Genomic DNA, 17,507 nt, shown 5'->3' with positions numbered 1-17,507 from the left:
TTCGACGGCTCAGTCAGTGACACGGGCTTCCAGCCCGTGCCAGGTGCGCCGTGGCTTGAAAGACGCAGATTCCCCGTACTCCAACGCATCACGCACGGGCTGGAAGCCCGTGTCACGGACGGCGTGGTTCAAGATCGGGCGTTACGCGCTGGCGGCTCTGGCCGCGTGCCTGTCAGTGTTGCCAACAGAGGCCGGCGCCGCCGAGGCACAGCCGTCCACGCGTCCGAGCCTGGCCGCCGCCGAGAGCAAGTTCTATCGGCTGGTCGATGTCTCGCTCGCCCGCAGCAACAGCAACAGCCGCGACACCACCTGGAAGCCCGGCGTCGCGATGAGCAAAGCACCGGTGCTGGAGATCAGCGGCATCGTGCCGATGGAAGGCAAGCGCCTGGCCGTCACCACGCGTATCGGCGACGTCTGGATGATCGACGGCGCGTACGACGAGCCGGCGGAACTGCAGTACACCCGCTTCGCGACCGGGCTTCACGAGCCGCTCGGACTGCTGCGCCAGGGCGATGCGCTGCTGACGATGCAGCGGTCCGAGCTCACACAGTTGCGCGACACTGACGGCGACGGCGCCGCCGACGAATACCTGGCGGCGATGAAAGGCTGGAACGTCTCGGGGAACTACCACGAGTACGCGTTTGGCCCGAAGCGCGACGGCCAGGGCAACCTATGGCTGGCGCTGAACGTGGGTATGGGTGCGGGCTCGAACAACGACAAGCCCTGGCGCGGCTGGGCGATGCGGATCACGCCGGAAGGAATGCTGGAGCCAATGTGTGGCGGACTGCGATCGCCGTGCGCGCTGGGGGCCAACGCCGCGGGCGACATGTTCGTCTCCGACCAGCAAGGCACATGGGTGGCGACGACTCCCATCCACCACCTGCGCAAAGGCGCGTTCTACGGGAATGCCGAGACGGTCAAGACCTTCAGCGCGCCCGGTTCGCCGATCAAGCTGTCCGGCCCGGTGCCCGAAGGCATGCCGTACCCCAAGGCACTCGAACTGCTTCCGGAGCTGAAGAACCCGGCCGTTTGGCTGCCCTATTTGAAGACCGGCCAGAGCAGCACCGACATCCTGCTCGACGATACCGCCGGCAAGTTCGGCCCCTTCGCCGGTCAGTTGTTCGTCAGCGATTTCACGACCGCTTCGATGACCCGCGTGTACCTGGAGAAGGTCAACGGCGTCTACCAGGGGGCGTGTTTCGGCTTCCGCGAAGGCTTTGCATCGGCTTTGCTGCGGATCGCGTTCGGGACCGATGGCAGCATGTTCGCCGGGTTGTCCAACCGGGGTTGGAGTTCGCGCGGCACGGCGGCGTACGGCCTGCAGCGGCTGGTGTGGACCGGCAAAACGCCGATGGAAATCAAGGAAATGAAAGCCAAACCCGACGGGTTCGAACTGGTGTTCACCAAGCCCGTCGATCGCAAGACCGCCGTTGATGTGACGCGATATTCCGGCAGCAGTTACACGTACAACTATTGGGGCAAGTACGGCAGCCCGGAGATCGACACCCTGCCGCTGAAGATCATGGGCGCGACCGTTTCAGACGACGGGCTCAGCGTCCGCCTGAAACTGGACGCGCTTCGGCGGTACTACGTACACGAGCTGAACGTGTCGGTGTCGTCGGCCGAGGGAGAGCAGGTGCTGCATCCGGTGGGGTATTACACGGTGAACGAGATCCCGAAGTGAGCGGCCGGTGGGCCGCCGGAAGGGGATCGCCACGGAGGCACGGAGGACAACTCGACTAGGCTCTGTCTAATGGACCCAGAATCCTCAAGTATTTCAGCATGATTCCGAGTTTTACGAAGCCAAGGAAGCTTAGTCCGAGCTTTTCGTACCGGGTGGCCAGTCTCCGGCACTCTTTCAACCAGCCCACGGCCTGCTCGATGCGGGATCGTTTCCGGTAGGTTTTCTTGTCGAAACGTTCGCCTATGGGGCGTTTCTGGTTGCTCTTTCGCGGGATGACCGGCTCGATGCCGCAGTCTTTGAGGAACTGGCGAGTTGATTCGTAGCTGTATCCCTTGTCGCCTGCCAGTTGATCGGGCCAGCCGATCCGACGAGGTCTGCGGACACTGTGGATCAGGTTGTGGAGTTGCGTCGATTCGTGCGTCTGACCGGCCGTGAGGGTGGCTCCGAGGATAAGGCCCTTGCCGTCAGTAACCAGGTGGAGTTTCGATCCCCATCCGCCGCGGCTGCGGCCCAAATGGTGGTCGTCGGGTTCGAGGGTGTCGAGCGGGTGCTTTTTTTGCGAGCACCGGCCGCGGCCCGGCCGGCGCGGATGTTCGTGCCGTCGACCAGCCACAGGTCCCAGTCGATCTTACCGGCCTTGTCCAGTCGGATCTGAAGGGCCTTGAGGATCTTGTCGAAGGTGCCGTCGCGACGCCAGCGGTTGAAGCGTTGGTTGACCGTTCCGAACTTGCCGTAGCGTTCGGGCAGGTCACGCCAAGGAGCGCCCGAGCGGAGAATCCAGAGCATGCCGTTGAGGACGGTGCGATGATTGAGCCACTTGCCGCCGCGAGCCTGCCTGGGAAACAGGTCCTTGAGAAGGGCCCATTGATCGTCCGTGATTTCGTAGCGAGCCATCAGAACCTCCGTATGGAGGCAGCATGGCATGCAATAATAGAAAGCGCAATTCCTAACGAGCGCCGAACTTGGCATCCGTTAGACAGAGCCTAGGACATCGTCTGCGCAAAGTTTTGGGGAACCACAGATGCACACAGATCTGCACAGATAATCAAGACAGGCAGCTCCGTCCTTTGCTGCGGCATGTCAGTGTCAGTTCGTTCTGGTTCATGTATCTCCGACGCATCTCATCTGTGAAGATCTGTGTGCATCTGTGGTTCCCCTAAAACTTGCGCAGACGACGTCCTAGTCGAGTTGCCCTCCGTGCCTCCGTGGTGATCTCTCTCCGATGGGCAGCAAGCGGGCTACTCCGCCGCCTTCATCAGCACCGCCGTCATCTTTGCTTTCTTCGTGTCGCCGTTGGCGATTCCCGAGACGCGGAACTGCAGCGTGTCGCCGACGTTTCGCATCATCGCCCACGATGCGACGAATGAACTCCCCTGCCCCAGTTTCTGCTGGAAAACCTTGAGAGCCGCTGGCGGCAACTGCTGCATGTTGGATTCGATGGCAGGCAACGTAACCTTGGGCAGTACATCGGGGTTGTCGGTCCAGACGACTACGCAATAGATCCCCGCGTCGGTCATCGGGAAGCTGGTGATGCTCTTGCCCGCGGCGTCGCCTACGTCTTCGAGGTCGATCGTCCAGGTCTTCTTCTTGTCGGCCTTGCCCGGCTTGAACGGAGGTCCCTGGTTGCCGGGCAGGTTGGACCGAATGATGCCGAGTACCTCAAACGCGCCGAACGCCGGCTGAAACTTCCGCGCGTCGTACTTTCCACCCGCAAGCGCCTTGTCGAAGATCGCCCGGAAGTGCTTGCGGTACTCGAGCACGTAAGGCGCGGCTTTGGTCTCGGCGGTTTTGTCGAGCAGGTCGCGGATGGCATCCACGCGCGGGCCGAACGATTTTCCGGTGATCGCGATGCGCCCTGATTCGCTGAAGAAGTGGTCGTTCCCGCTGATAAGCCCGACCACCTTGCCTTCGCGGTTGAACACGGGGCTGCCGCTCGCCCCGCCTTGCACGACCAGCGTGTACTGAAGAAAGGTCGCCCGTTCTTCGGTGGTCGCGGCCAGGAAGATGTCGGTCTTGCGCGTGAGATTGCCCAGGAACTGGTGAGCGACCGGTGCCTTCAGGTTCACGCCCGATTCCACCGATGCCTCCATCGGGAAGCCGATGTACGCCAGTTCGGTTGTCTCGACGACCTTGGCGAGCGTGGCATCGTCCGCCAGTTCCAACGGCGGTGCCTGCTTCGGCAGGTCGGCCTCCTCGACCTTGAACAGCGCGGTGTCGAACGGCATGGCAAACACAATCGGCTTGCCCGACTCCAGATCGACAGGTGGCTGCGTGCGCACCAGGTTTTCGAACGCCACGTAACCCGGGTGCAGCGTCGCCCCGGCGATCTTCAGATCGACCGGCGGGTTGGTATTGCTGCGGGCGATGAGCGTGGCGTTGTCCGGCTTGTTGAAGAACTCGGCGGCGACATGGGAATTGGTCCCCAGGTAGCCCTTGGCACACGACCAAGCCGTGCCCAGGCCGCGCTCTTCCATCCCCGGGCGTTGCAGCACCATGAGGTAGATCGCGCTCTTCCGCGGCGACAGCACCGCCGACCATTCCGGCGGCAGCGTGGGCATGGTCTGTGGCGGAGGCGCTGGCGGGGCCGGCTGTACAATGACCTGCGCCGGGGGGGGCTTGGTGAAGTACCACGCCGCCCCCAGCCCACCGGCCAGGAGGATGAGGATCGGAATGCCGAGCACGAAGATTCGCCGGCGCTCGCGGTTCGTCGCCTTGTCGAGTTCCGACATCAGCGTGTTCATGCCGATCGAGGTCTTGGCACCCTGCGACAGCCTCGACGGCGGACGAGAGACGTTGTGCACAGGCGTGACCGGACCGATCGAAAGCCCTTGCGCCGCCTGGGCGTGCGATGCCGGCCCGTATGGAATGGCAACCGGCGGGATCGTCGCCGCCATGGGCGCGCCCGGCGGCAGGTCGGCACCGGCATCGAGCATGCCCATTGCGTTGCCCATCGCCCCGCCGCTAACGCTCCCCATGATGGTGCTGGGACCGGCCGCGTCGGCGGTCTTCAAGGACGCCGCGATCACCGGCCCGCGCTCGCCGAGCACAATCTGGTCGCGTTCCGTGATCGGCGTTCGGCCCTGGACGCGCTGGCCGTTCACGAAGGTGCCGTTGGTCGAACCCGGGTCTTCCACGAACAGCCTGTCCCCCTCGGCGACAATCTGGCAGTGATGACCGGAGACGGTCAGGTCGAGCTCGGGGTTGAAGACGACGTCATTGTCGGGCTTTCGGCCCAGCCGAATGGTTGCTTGCTGGAACTCGCGTGATTGGCCGGCGAGGGAACTGTTGGCCAGATGTCGGATCAGGATGGTCATGCTCATGGCGAATCGCTGCGGCCAGGGGCCGCACTCCCGCAGACAGGACACCGCAAAGGGCGGAAAGGATGGTCGAGAGTATACAGCGAATGTTCGCCGTACCGGCGCGGAATGACGTCACAACACAGGTACGTGTGAAGCAATGGTCTTTGGTTCTTACCTCTTCTTCGGGTGTCATGGGCTGCGGCACTCCGATGCCCGTGGCGACGCGTGGATGCCGCAACATCGCCACGGGCAGGCGAGTACGCCAGCCCATGGCACCCCGAGATTGCCGAACAACATCGCTCATTGGCAACGATTGGTGCCGGTCCTACTAGCGTGCGTTTCGCTGGACCTCCAACAACTGCCGGCAGCCGGCTGTTCCCAGCGTGATCATCTCCATCAGTCGGCTCTGATCGAAGCCCGCCCCCTGCTCGCTCGACCCCTGAATCTCCACGAACCGCCCGTTGCCGGTCATCGCGAGGTTCAGATCGACTTCTGCCCGGCTGTCGTCGTAGTAATCGAGGTCAAGCCTCACTTCCCCTTCGATGATGCCGACGCTGACCGCGGCGATCTGCTCGACCAGTGCGCCGGCGGGGTCGTAATACTTCGGATCGCGCCGGGCCGGGATCGCGCCGCCGGCCGGCGGCTCGGTCATCGCGCCGGGAAGATCCTTGGGCAGCGCCGCCAATGCATCGGCCAATGCCACCCAGGCGCCGCAGATTGCCGCCGTGCGGGTTCCGCCGTCGGCCTGCAGCACCTGGCAGTCCAGCGCGATCGTATGGGGGCCGATCTTCGACAGGTCCACCGCCGCCCGAAGGGATCGGCCGATGATCCGCTGGATCTCGGTCCCGCGTCCGTCGGTGTGCCCCGTCTTGGGCCAGGGCTTGCGCTGGGGCGTCGATCCGGGAAGCATGACGTAGTCGCACGTCACCCACCCGCCGGGACGATCATCCTTCATCCACGGCGGCAGATCGCGGCTGACCGACGCGGTGCAGAGCAGCATGGTGCTGCCCTGCTGCCAGAGCACGGAGCCGGGTGCGGTCTTGGTGAAATTCCGGGTGACTTGGATCGGACGCAGTTGGTCAATGGGACGGCCGTCGGGTCGCATGGGTGAGGTTATAGCCGGACGCCGGGAATCTTCACGCCTTGTGGCAGGTGGTTCTCCTGCGGTATCACGGCAGGCATCATGAATGCCCGTCCAAGCGAAGCCCTCTTCCGCGAATGGGATCTCTACGACCGAATCGTCCACGACAACTGGATGGCGCACCGGGAGATTTCGGCGGCGATCCGCTCGTCGATCGGTCGTATGGAGGGCCCGCTCAAAGTGCTTGATCTCGGCTCCGGCGACGGCGAGATGGCGGCGCGAAGCCTGTCGGGCAGCGAGATCAGTCGCTACGTCGCCGTCGATCTGTCCGAGTCGGCATTGGAGCGACTGGAGCGAAGGCCCCACTTCGGGACGCAGCAGGCGTGCAATCGGCAAATCATCTGCCGTGACATGGCGGCTGTTGTCCGCGATCTGGACGAAGCCAGCTTCGACCTTGTCCTGGCAAGCTACTCGCTGCACCACTTTCCGACCGACCAGAAGGGGCCGCTTCTGGACCGGATCGCGCGCCTGCTGCGCGCTGGTGGCTGCTTCATCTGGACCGACTCGGCTCGACATGCCGGTGAAGCGCTTGATGACTACCTCCAGCGGTTGACCACTGCCCTCGATTCCCAATGGGTCTCCATTCCGCTGGCGGATCGACGGGCGGCGATTGAACACGTGCTGACCTGCGATTTCCCCGAACAGCCGAGGTGGATGCATGAACAATTGGCGATGCGGGGGCTGAATCTGGCGGAAGAGGCGTATCGTGATGCCCTCTTCGGCACGTGGATATACGTGAAATCGACGCAAGCCGGGCAGTGATGCCCCACCGACTCTCTGCAAATCCTCACGCCCGGACGCCGTAAGTTCCGATAACTCCACCTGTCGACCGATGTTTCGGGCGGGGACCGCCCGATGGAGAACTTCCGGAGGCTTTTGGGCATGCGGGACTTGTCTTCCTTGGCCGAGCAGATTCGTGCGGTTCGTCAGGCCCAGCGGCGCTTCATGGGGCGCTGGCGGCTCGAACAGGTGATTATCGGGCCCGAGCTGCTCGATCATCTCGCCGACGACATGGCCGCGGCCCACCTGGAACTCGAGAGCTCTGATCACTCGGCCGAGAACGCGCCGGCGGAGACCGCCACGCAAACCTCGCACCGGGACGGCTGGGGTTATCCACGGTCGAGGATCTGGTCGATGTAGTACGCACGGAGGCGTTGACGGCGGGCCACGAAGGTCGCGGCGTATCGGCGATGGAGTCGCCGGCGAAGTGATCGGCCAGAACGCCGCCCGACACCCATGAGCATCAGCAGTTCCGTGGGGTTGATCAGCGGGATCAACTCCAAAGACATCATCGATCAGCTGATGAAGCTCGAGGAGCGTCCCAAGACGCTCCTGCAATCGCGCAAGGACAAACTGTCGCTGCAGCGAGAGGCCTACGTTGCCATCTCGGGCAAGCTGACCACCCTCACCACCTCCGCCCGCACTTTCCAGCGGCCCAGCACCTTCACCGCCGCCACAGCAACCAGTAACGACGAAGACGTCCTGACCGCGACCACCTCGCCCGGTGCCGCCGTCGGCAGCTACCAGTTTCAGGTCGCACGCCTGGTGACCAGCCAGCAGTCGGTGACCGGCGGCTACGCCGACCCGACGTCCACGGTCAAAGCCGGCACCATCAGCATTGAAATGGGCGGCGGGAACCTGAACGTCTCGACGCCCCTGGCGCTGCTCAACGGCGGTGCCGGCGTCAACCGCGGACTCTTCCGCATCACCGACCGCAGCGGGTCGTCGTCCGTGGTCGACATCTCGTCGGCGATCACGCTCGACGACGTCATCAAGAAGATCAACACCTCGCTCGATATCGGCGTTCGCGCCAGCGTCGATGGCGACAAGATCGTCCTGTCCGACACCACCGGCTCCACCGACCAGAACCTGTCCGTGATCGACCTCGCCGACGGCCGGGCCGCCGCCGACCTGGGGCTCGTTCAGTCGGTCGCGGCGAACACGCTCAACGGGACGGACATCAACTATCTGGGTGCCAACACACCGCTGTCGGCGCTCAACGACAGCCTGGGCGTACGCACCAAGGCCGCCGGGCCGGACTTTGTCGTCACCGCCCGCGACGGATCGACGAAGAACGTCACACTCGGCACGGCGCGAACCATCGGCGAGGTGCTGACCAAGATCAACGACGCCTCCGGCGGCAAGTTCACCGCCAGCCTCGTCGCCGGCAGCAACGGCATTCGCCTGACCGACAACACCGGCGGCGGCGGAACGCTCTCGGTCGCCGACGCGACCGGCTCCAAGGCCGCAACCGATTTGGGATTGGCCAAGAACGGCACCGGCGCAACCCTCAACGGCAACGACGTGATCGCCGGCCTCAACACCGTCCTGGTGCGGAACCTCAAGGGCGGCGCGGGGCTGACACTGGGCACGATCAATATCAAGGACCGCAGTGGTGCCGACCAGGACATCAACCTCAGCGGCGCGAAGACGGTCAACGAGATCCTGAAGACGATCAACGACGCCGGCCTCGACATCAAGGCTTCCCTTAACGCGGCCGGCAACGGGATTCAGATCGCCGATACCAGCGGCGGCTCCGGAAACCTTGTGATCGCGGACGTCAGCGGAACCGGAGCAGCAGGTCTGGGAATCGCCGGCACCTTCTCGACCGCCACCCCCATTGCCCGGGGAGCAAATCTGCAGATCAAGTGGCTCAGTGAAACGACCTCGTTGTCCAAGCTCAACGGCGGCAAAGGGGTAACGCCGGGCTCGTTCCGGATCACCAACGCATCCGGCGGGCAATCCACCGTCAACATTGCCGACGCGACGGGCAAGTCTCTCGGCGACATCATCACCGCGATCAACTCCAGCGCGACCGGCGTGACGGCGTCCATCAACACCAACGGCGACGGCCTGCTCCTGACCGACACCACCGGCGGGGCCGGAAAACTGAAGGTGGAAAACGTCACCGGCACCACCGCCCGCGACCTCAATCTCGCCGGCGAAGCCACCGGCACCACCCTCGACGGCAGCTACGAAAAGACGGTCGCCGTGCTGGCCACCGACACGCTCCAGTCCGTCACAGACAAGATCAAGACGCTGAGCTTTGGTGCCGCCGCCAACGTGCTGAACGATGGGTCCGGAGTCTCCCCCTACCGGCTGTCGCTGACCGCGTTCAACGCCGGTGTGAGCGGCCGCATCACCTTCGACGCCGGGGCGACCGGGCTCGATGCCAGCAACCTGGTCGATGCCCAGGACGCCGCGGTCTTTGTCGGCGGTGTCGGCACGGCCCAGCCCCTGCTGGTGACGTCCAGCAGCAATCAGATTACCGGGGTCATTCCCGGCGTGAATCTCGATCTGCACGGCGTGAGTTCCCAGCCGGTCACGCTCAATGTGGCTCGCAACCCGGACAATGTCGTCAAGGAGATCAAAACCTTCGTAGACACGTTCAACGAGATCGCCGACGGCGTGAAGGAATTGACCAAGTACGACACCGACAAGCAGGAGGGCGGACTGCTGCTGGGCGAGTCCACCATCCAGCAGGTCGAGACCGACATGTACCTGTCCATCCAGGGACTGGTGCAGGGCGCCGGTCGCTATCGCATCCTGGCTGATGTGGGCATCAAGATCGGCTCCGGGGCGAAGCTGGAGTTTGACGAAGACAAGTTCCGCGAAGCACTCGCCACCGACGGCGAAGCCGTCAAGAACCTCTTCACGCAGGCCGCCAGCGGGCTGACATCCACCGCCAGGCTCGGCATCCTGAACGACAACAAAGGCGTCCGAACCGTCGGCGGCGGGACACCCGACTTCAAGGTCACACTGCGCGACGGCACCAATTTCAACGTGACGGTCGACGCGGCCGGTACGCTTAATGACCTGATCCAGTCGATCAACAATGGGGCGGCCGGGAAGATCAGCGCTTCGATCAAGGACAACGGCAAGGGACTGAAGATCGTCGACAACACCACCGGCGGTTCGACCTTCGCCATCACGACGCTCAACGGTTCGGCCGCGGCGTTGGACCTGGGGATCAGCGGGACCTTCTCGTCCGGCACGAACGACGGGAAGGACATCTATACCGATCTTCGCCGGCAGACCGGCGGCGGGTTCGGATTCCAGATCGAACGCCGGCTGAATCTGCTGGTCGACCCCGCCGACGGCGTCATCACCCGCGAGAATCGCGAGATCGACGACAAGAACAGCCAATACGACAAGCGCATGAGCGACATCGACAAGCTGGTCGCGTCCAAGCGTGCGCGGCTCGAACGACAGTTCGCGAACATGGAAAGCGTGCTGGCCGGGCTGCAGAACCAGCAGTCGGCGCTGTCGGGGTTGTCATCGACGAAGGCGGCGTAGGGGATCGCTTTCGGGCTCGAACGTTGAACGCGAGCCCCACGTCCGAGAAACGCATTTCGCGACAGCCCGAATCTTTCGCACCAAAGCCTAAACCCCTTCCCGACCGATAGAAACAGCAGTCGCGTGCGCGAACAAATGGTCTCTAATCGACGGCCGTATGAACCCAGCCCAGAGCTATCTCCGCACCCGTGTCCTGACGGCGACGCCGGAACAGCTTCAAATGATGCTGTTCGACGGCGCCCTGCGGTTTGCCGAGCAGGGACGGATTGCGTTACTCGCCAAGAATTGGGAACAGAGCTACAACAACATCTCGCGATGTCAGAAGATCATCACTGAGATGATCTCGTCCCTTCGCCACGAAGTAAGCCCCGAACTGTGTGCCAAGCTCGCCGGGCTCTACAACTTTGCCTATCGGAAGCTGGTGGAGGCGAACATCGATCACCGGGTCGAAGATCTGGACGAGGCCGTTTCGGTCCTCAAGTACCAGCGGGAGACCTGGTCCATGCTTCTTCAACAGCTAGGCAAGGACAAGGCCGCCAAGGCCGCACAGGGCATCAACATGCCCGCGCCGGACGACCGGATGGAACAGAGCATCCGAATGTCGGCGTGAGCGGGCGGTAGGCGACAGGCAGAGAATAAATCTAGCCAGAAGCTTGCCAGCTCTCGCCTGCGCACCTAGCAGTTCACTGCCTACTGCCTACTGCCTACTGCCTACTGCCTACTGCCTACTGCCTACTGCCTACTGCCTACTGCCTACTGACGCGCCCGCCGGTTTCGGATAGGCTGCTGCGGTCATGATCGTCTTCCCCTGCCACGTCTGTCACACGGACCTGTCAGCCGATGACGCCTACGTGGGGCAACTGATGAAGTGCCCCAAGTGCCAGACGGTGCTCCGGGTACCGTCGTCCGCGCCCGATCCTGCGGCGGCGCTGGCGGCGATGCATGCGGGGTCTTCATCGGGGGCAGGGGCTCAGGGCTACCAGGATGCCTACCCCGGCGGCTTTGCGCCGCCGCCTCAGAACCCTTACGGGCAGATTCCCGGCAACGCGTTCATGCAGCGACCGGTCGGCCGCCGCTACGGTTTCAACTGCGGATTCTGCTCGTCGCGGCTCGAAGCGACCGAGTCCATGGCGGCCCAGGAAGGCCAGTGCCCCACCTGCGGCAACAACATCACGATTCCGATCCTGGATCGCTACGGCCGGCTGATCGACCCCAAGACCAACCAGATCATCAAGCAGGACCCGCATCCGGTCCACGCCTACGCCGCCGCCGGCGACCGCGCCCCGGGAATCATTCGTACCTCCGACGGCAAGCAGGCGATTCGATGTCCCCGATGCGCGGGAATGAGCGCCATCAGCGCCAACAACTGCAAGGCGTGCGGCATGCCCTTCACGATGGAAGGCACAACGCTCGAAGCCGCCGGCAGCAGCAATGGGTTTGCCGTCGCGTCACTCGTGCTGGGCATCATTGGCATTCCGGCGGCGTGCGCAGTCATCCCGCCGGTGCTGGCGCTGGTGTTCGGACTGATCGCGTTCTCGCAGATCAGCAAGAGCAGTGACGGCGGCGGCAAGGGCATGGCGATCGCCGGCATCATTCTGGGGGTCATCGGGTGTGCATTGTCGCTGATGATGATTTCAAAGTTCTGACGCCGCCGCTTGTGCCGCTTCCCATTTCTCCTCGGCCTCGGGTTTGCGAATGTAAACCGGCAGCAGTTCGTCAGGGGTCGTGAAGCGCGCCTGGCGGGCCATGTCGTAGCCGAGCATGGCCACGACTGTCGCCCGCGCCGTCCAGTTGGCCTCGGGCGAGAGAATGACGCCATCGTCGGTGGGAAGGAACTTGCTGTGGAAGGGAATGCCTTCGCCGACCAGGTGCACCGGCCTTGGCGATCGCGCCAGCGCCGCCGACAGCGCGTCCAGTCGCGGCTCCTCCTGGAAGTTCCAGTCGCCGGTCAGAGGCGAAGCCTGACCGGTCGCACCTTTGGCCAGGCGGGCCGTAAAGATCTGGTCGCGCTTGGCATCGAGCACGATCACCACGTTCTGTGCTTCTGCCGGCGCGTTGTACGCCAGCACGCGTGCACTGGGCACGGCGACGATGCGGGCACCGGTTGCGAAAGCCAGCGTCTTGGCGAGCGTCACACCGATGCGCAGCCCGGTGAACGATCCGGGACCGGTGGAGATGTAGATTTCATCGATCTCGCCCGGCCGCCACCCCTGTGCTTTGCAAAGGGCATCGATGCGCGGAATGATCTCGGCCGCATGCTGAAGTCCGTGTGCAAAGCGGTCTTCGGCAACTGACGTGCCGTCAACGGCGAGCGCGACCGATCCCAGCCTGCCGGACGTTTCGATGGCCAACCCGCGTATCATCCGACTCAGGATACGCGGAAGCGGAGATAGAAACAGCCCGAACCCCGTTCGCCAGCGGGCTGACTCGAGAGAAACACGATGTGGAAAGTCATTTCGTTTTACGTGATTGTGATCGCAGGACTGGCATTGCTCGTCGCGTCGGTCTTCATCGCCCCCGACCGACCGCTGACCCTGCTGGCGTTCATCCCCCTGCTGACGCTCTGGTCTGTCTGGCTCGTACGTGCGTACTGGGCCTGGATCCGTTCACTCTGACCTACCGGCGCGGCGGGGAAGCACCCAGCACCAGGCCGGCAGCGAGCACGAACAGGCCCGCGCCCATCAGGTAGAGCCGTGAGTGACCGTTCCGGCAGATCGCCGCCAGCTTGCCGCCGACGGGTTCGTACGGCTCGACGGCGGGCGGCGGTGGCACCTTCACGAGATCGAACGGCGAGGTACCGTTGTCGCGCAGGCCGATCGCAAGCGCCTTGGTCCCCGCCCGCTGCAGGTTCAACTGCCGCTGTGCCAGTCGCTCGGCGAGCGTCGGGTCGCTCGCGAGCTTACGCAGGAACTCGTCGTTGGTCGCCACCTGCGCCTGGATCGACTCCAGATCGGCACGCAACGACGACCGCTCGTAGGCGAGCCGGCGGTTGGCGTCGGCCTGCGGGATGACCAGGCAGAACGCGATGATTGCGATGCCAAGACACAGCAGCGGGATCGTCCACCCACCGCCGGTGACGGCCGGCCGATCCTCTTCTAGCGCCGCGGCGCCTTCGTCCTCGAAGGCGTAAGGCACGGCTTCCACGGTCGCCGTTGTGGTGGCGACATCGGCATAGTCGAGGCTGCCTGCGACGGTTTCCGTTTCATCGCTCGCGAACAGCTCCGCCGCCAGCTCCGGCGATTCTTCCGACGGTGGCAGGTCGTCGGAATCCGCAACGAAAGTCGAGCGGGCACCCTGGTTGGCGGCGATATCGGCGTAGGGACTGGGGCCGGCGTCGTCCGTATCGACCAGTGGTGGCCGCGCGGCGTCGTGGTAGGTGATGGCGTGATCGGCGATGGCTTCTACGCCGCCGATCTGCACGGCCGGGGGCGCGATCAGTTCGTCACTGCCCATCCCCGGAACATCCGCTGGCGCCATCACTTCGGCGGCCGGCGCGGGTTGGATCTCTGGTTCCTCTGCGGCCGGCTCGATCCCCATCAGCGCCGCCGTCAGGGCGTCGCGACCGGCGAGCTTCACGATCGCCGCGGGGCTCTTCTCGTCCTTTGCAATGCGATCGGCCAATGCCTCCGCTGGAATCGCAGGACGGTCCTCGGCCGGCTCGATATGGGCGACGTAGTCCGTCTCCGGCTCGTCGTCTTCAAGAAAGTGTGCCTGGTAGCAGTCGTCTGATTCTTCGGTCTCCTGTCGCTCGTCATCGTCCTCGGCGATCGGGGCAAGAGACGGGTCCGGAACGCTATCCGCTCGAACCTCAGGAGATATGAACCCATCCAACTCCGGCTTGGCCGCGGCGGACCGCACCACGGCCTCTACGATACCCATCACCACGTCGCGGGCCATGGCACGCGACGCAGCCGGATCGGCTGCAAGGCCGCCGTCGTCGGCGGTGTCGGGCGAAGGTGAGCCGTCGAGCGGTGTCATCAGGATCGTCGCTGCACGTCGACAGCGACGCACCGGAACCCTCCGGTGCGCGGCCGCGCCTTGGAAGGATCGACCATCCGGAGCCGCCGGGTTCAATAAAAACGGTCCCTGCGCTCAACGCGCAGGGACCGGCTGGATGCGATGGGATGGATTCTCGTAGGCCAGGGCGGTGCCCGCCCTGCCTCACGACCTTACTTGTTCCAGAACGAACCGCCATACACGGCGCGTTCGCCGAGCTGCTCCTCGATGCGGAAGAGCTGGTTGTACTTGGCGACGCGGTCGCTGCGGGCCGGGGCACCAGTCTTGATCTGGCCGCAGTTGGTCGCGACGGCGATGTCGGCGATGGTGCTGTCTTCGGTCTCGCCCGAGCGGTGCGACAGGACCGCCGAGTAACCGTTGCGGATCGCCAGGTTCACGGTCGCCAGGGTCTCGGAGAGCGTGCCGATCTGGTTCACCTTCACCAGGACCGAGTTGGCGGTCTTGGTGCTGATGCCCTTCTGCAGGAACTTGACGTTGGTGACGAACAGGTCGTCGCCGACGAGCTGGATCTTGTTGCCCACGCGGTCGGTGAACAGCTTCCAGCCATGCCAGTCGTTCTCGGCGAAGCCGTCTTCGATGCTGCGGATCGGGTATTTCTCGACCCACTTGCCCCAGTAGTCGGCCATCTGTTCGCTGCTAAGGATCTTGTCGGGGGCGCTCTTGAAGAACTTGTAGCCCTTCTTCTCGGCATCCCACAGCTCGCTGGCGGCCGGGTCGAGTGCGACGAAGATCTGTTTGCCGAACTCATACCCGGCGGCGGTGACGGCCTCGCCGATGTACTTCAGCGCGTCTTCGTTGTCCTTCAGGTCGGGGGCAAAGCCGCCTTCGTCGCCGACGGCGGTGCTCAGCTTGGCCTTGTGAAGGATCTTCTTGAGGGCGTGGTAGATCTCGACGCCGGCCTGCATCGCCGAGCTGAAGCTGTCGAAGCCCCAGGGCTGGATCATGAACTCCTGGAAGTCCACGGTGTTGTCGGCGTGCTTGCCGCCGTTGAGGATGTTCATCATCGGCACTGGCAGCGTGCGAGCACCGGGGCCGCCGAGATAGCGATACAGCGGCAGGCCCGAGGCTTCGGCAGCCGCCTTGGCGACGGCCAGTGACACGCCCAGGATCGCGTTGGCGCCCAGCTTCGCCTTGTTCGGCGTGCCGTCGAGCTCGATCATCAGGTTGTCGATGTGTTCCTGGTCGCGCGGGTCCAGGCCGATCAGCTCCGGGGCGATCTTGGTGTTGACGTTGTCAACGGCCTTGGTGACGCCCTTGCCCAGGTACGCCTTGTCGCCGTCGCGCAGTTCGCAGGCTTCGTGCTCGCCGGTGCTGGCGCCCGAGGGGACGGCAGCGCGGCCGATGGTGCCGTCTTCGAGAATGACGTCGACTTCGACCGTCGGATTGCCGCGGGAATCGAGGATCTGACGGCCCTGGATGTATTCGATGCTCAGGCTCATGATGATTCGCCCCATGCACCCGCAGACCGGGACATCCGGCCGCCGGGGAAGGCGCTCCTTGCGATTGCAGTTGTTCCGGCGTGAGAAGCGGCGGCGGCGCAGTGCCGACGGCAGTTCTCCCCGCGCCGGGGCGGAGTCTATGCGCTGTGCCGGGCGTGTCAAACCGGTGGACGTACCATCAAACGCTTGACGCCACACTTGGGTGGGACGCGATCAGGCGCGAACGCCTCAGGCAGCCGCTTCACGTTTGCCAACGCCCAGGAAGAACAGGATCAGCGCCGAGATCGTCATCGAAACACAAAGGTAGTACAGACCGCCTTCGAACGATCCAGTCCACTTCTCGACCGACCCAATGACCGTAGGCCCGAGGAATCCGCCCAGGTTCCCGACCGAATTGATCAACCCGATGCTTCCGGCGGCGGCGGACTTGGTCAGGAATAGGCTCGGCATTGCCCAGAACGCCGGCTGGTACGACTTCATCCCCGTGAATGCCAGCATGAAGCAGACGATCGTCAGCGACAGCGTGCCGCGGCTGAGCGTCGCCGCGACCAGCGCCGCGACGCCAAGCATGATCGGCAAGACCGCGTGCAACCGCCGCTCGCGCAACCGGTCGCTGCTCCAGCCGACGAACAACTGTCCGCCCAGTGCCAATGCCGGCGGCAGAATTATGAGCCAGGTGATGGCGTCGATCTTCAGCGAATACCAGCGCTCGAGGATGCTCGGCAGGAAGTACTCGATGCCGTAGGTCCCGCTGACACAGAAGAAATACGCCAGCGCGAGCAGCACTACCCGGGGGTTCCGCAGGGCTTCGCCGAAGGTCATCCGCTTGCCCTTGGCGGCCTTGGTGCGGTCGTTCTCGATCTCCCCTTCGAGCGCGTCGCGTTCCTCGGCGGTGAGCCACTTGGCGTCGCGCGGGCGGTCGGTCAGCATAAACAGCACGACGATCCCCAGCACGATCGCGGGCACACCCCATGCCACGTAAACCCACTGCCAGCCCGACATACCCAACACCTGCGGATGATGGACGAGCACGCCGTTGACCGTTTCCGTTGTCCCAATCTTCAGCAGCGCGTTGGAGATCTTCGGGCTGATCATCTGGGCCAAAGGCGTCGCGACCAGGAAGTACGACAGGGCGCGCGTCCGGTCTCGAGCCGGGAACCAGTGCGTCAGATAGATGATCACACCTGGAAAGAACCCCGCCTCGGCCAGGCCCAGCAGAAAGCGAACGCCGTAAAAATGCCAGGGCTTGGTCACCAGCGCGGTGAGGGCGGCCATCGCGCCCCAGGTGAGCATGATGCGGCAGATCCACTTGCGGGCGCTCCAGCGTTCGACGATCAGCGCGCCGGGGATCTCCAGCAGGAAGTAGCCGAGAAAGAAGATGCCCGCGCCCAGCCCGATCACCGCGTTGTCGAATCCCGGAAGCGCCTTGGTCATCTCCAGCTTGGCGATCGAGACGTTCGTGCGGTCGACATATGCTATCACGTAGCACAGAAACAGCAGCGGCAGCAGCCGCAGGTAGGCCTTGCGGCGGGCGCGGCCCAGCGCTTCCTGATCGACGACGTGCATCGCAGTCGGCAGGTTGGCATCAGCGGCCTGATACTGAATGGGCAGCGGCTTTTGTTCCATGGGGC

At 64.1% G+C, this 17,507-nt stretch carries 13 protein-coding genes and 1 pseudogene; 7 read left to right on the top strand and 7 right to left on the bottom strand.

The features are described 5' to 3' along the window. Positions 1 to 109: 109 nt before the first annotated feature. Entirely contained in the window at positions 110 to 1,684 is a 1,575-nt protein-coding gene (locus tag IPV69_RS02555) for a DUF7133 domain-containing protein (protein ID WP_206293348.1), read from the top strand. Between the two features lie 55 nt (positions 1,685 to 1,739). On the opposite strand, the pseudogene IPV69_RS02550 reads toward IPV69_RS02555, so the two are convergent. The 3 genes and pseudogenes from IPV69_RS02550 to rph form a co-directional block, all read right to left on the bottom strand. Further along, positions 1,740 to 2,581 (bottom strand): annotated as a pseudogene (locus tag IPV69_RS02550) (IS5 family transposase). A 341-nt stretch (positions 2,582 to 2,922) separates the two neighbouring features. Further along, positions 2,923 to 5,004 (bottom strand): FHA domain-containing protein, encoded by a 2,082-nt coding sequence (locus IPV69_RS02545; RefSeq protein WP_206293347.1) that lies wholly within the window; start codon positions 5,002 to 5,004, stop codon positions 2,923 to 2,925. 307 nt (positions 5,005 to 5,311) lie between these two features. Continuing rightward, positions 5,312 to 6,088, bottom strand: coding sequence for a ribonuclease PH (gene rph / locus IPV69_RS02540; protein WP_206293346.1), 777 nt, complete (start codon positions 6,086 to 6,088; stop codon positions 5,312 to 5,314). Between the two features lie 78 nt (positions 6,089 to 6,166). On the opposite strand from rph, the gene IPV69_RS02535 reads away from it, so the two are divergent. The 5 genes from IPV69_RS02535 (at position 6,167) to IPV69_RS02515 (ending at position 12,066) form a co-directional block, all read left to right on the top strand. Next, entirely contained in the window at positions 6,167 to 6,886 is a 720-nt protein-coding gene (locus IPV69_RS02535; RefSeq protein ID WP_206293345.1) for a class I SAM-dependent methyltransferase, read from the top strand. Positions 6,887 to 7,024: 138 nt separating this feature from the next. Beyond that, on the top strand, positions 7,025 to 7,264 hold the full coding sequence (locus IPV69_RS02530) for a hypothetical protein (protein WP_206293344.1): 240 nt from the start codon (positions 7,025 to 7,027) through the stop codon (positions 7,262 to 7,264). 96 nt (positions 7,265 to 7,360) lie between these two features. Further along, positions 7,361 to 10,420, top strand: a complete 3,060-nt coding sequence (gene fliD / locus IPV69_RS02525) for a flagellar filament capping protein FliD (protein WP_206293343.1) — start codon at positions 7,361 to 7,363, stop codon at positions 10,418 to 10,420. Positions 10,421 to 10,577: 157 nt separating this feature from the next. Beyond that, the gene (fliS, locus tag IPV69_RS02520) at positions 10,578 to 11,030 is read left to right on the top strand and encodes a flagellar export chaperone FliS (protein ID WP_206293342.1); all 453 of its coding nucleotides are present in this window, start codon (positions 10,578 to 10,580) and stop codon (positions 11,028 to 11,030) included. Between the two features lie 184 nt (positions 11,031 to 11,214). Beyond that, positions 11,215 to 12,066 carry a DUF4190 domain-containing protein gene (locus IPV69_RS02515; protein WP_206293341.1) on the top strand — a complete coding sequence of 284 codons (852 nt, stop codon included), beginning with the start codon at positions 11,215 to 11,217 and terminating at the stop codon, positions 12,064 to 12,066. Here the strand turns inward: IPV69_RS02515 and tsaB are convergent. Continuing rightward, on the bottom strand, positions 12,055 to 12,783 hold the full coding sequence (gene tsaB / locus IPV69_RS02510; RefSeq protein WP_206293340.1) for a tRNA (adenosine(37)-N6)-threonylcarbamoyltransferase complex dimerization subunit type 1 TsaB: 729 nt from the start codon (positions 12,781 to 12,783) through the stop codon (positions 12,055 to 12,057). The two genes, IPV69_RS02515 and tsaB, sit on opposite strands and share 12 nt — an antisense overlap. A 78-nt stretch (positions 12,784 to 12,861) precedes the next feature. Here tsaB and IPV69_RS02505 point away from each other — a divergent pair, with 78 nt between their 5' ends. Continuing rightward, positions 12,862 to 13,035, top strand: coding sequence for a hypothetical protein (locus IPV69_RS02505; protein WP_206293339.1), 174 nt, complete (start codon positions 12,862 to 12,864; stop codon positions 13,033 to 13,035). Between the two features lies 1 nt (position 13,036). On the opposite strand, the gene IPV69_RS02500 is transcribed toward IPV69_RS02505, so the two are convergent. The 3 genes from IPV69_RS02500 to IPV69_RS02490 all read right to left on the bottom strand — a co-directional run bounded on the left by IPV69_RS02500 (position 13,037) and on the right by IPV69_RS02490 (position 17,502). Further along, complete coding sequence (locus tag IPV69_RS02500; RefSeq protein WP_206293338.1) at positions 13,037 to 14,431, bottom strand: hypothetical protein; 1,395 nt, start codon at positions 14,429 to 14,431, stop codon at positions 13,037 to 13,039. 158 nt (positions 14,432 to 14,589) lie between these two features. Continuing rightward, complete coding sequence (gene eno, locus IPV69_RS02495) at positions 14,590 to 15,876, bottom strand: phosphopyruvate hydratase (RefSeq protein ID WP_206293337.1); 1,287 nt, start codon at positions 15,874 to 15,876, stop codon at positions 14,590 to 14,592. A 228-nt stretch (positions 15,877 to 16,104) separates the two neighbouring features. After that, positions 16,105 to 17,502, bottom strand: a complete 1,398-nt coding sequence (locus tag IPV69_RS02490) for an MFS transporter (RefSeq protein ID WP_206293336.1) — start codon at positions 17,500 to 17,502, stop codon at positions 16,105 to 16,107. Positions 17,503 to 17,507 lie beyond the last annotated feature (5 nt).

Origin of the sequence: Humisphaera borealis (assembly GCF_015169395.1) — a bacterium.
In the GTDB taxonomy this organism is placed as follows: Bacteria; Planctomycetota; Phycisphaerae; order Tepidisphaerales; family Tepidisphaeraceae; genus Humisphaera; species Humisphaera borealis.
Note: the sequence above shows the minus strand (reverse complement) of the source record. Positions and strands in the feature narration are given on the sequence as shown.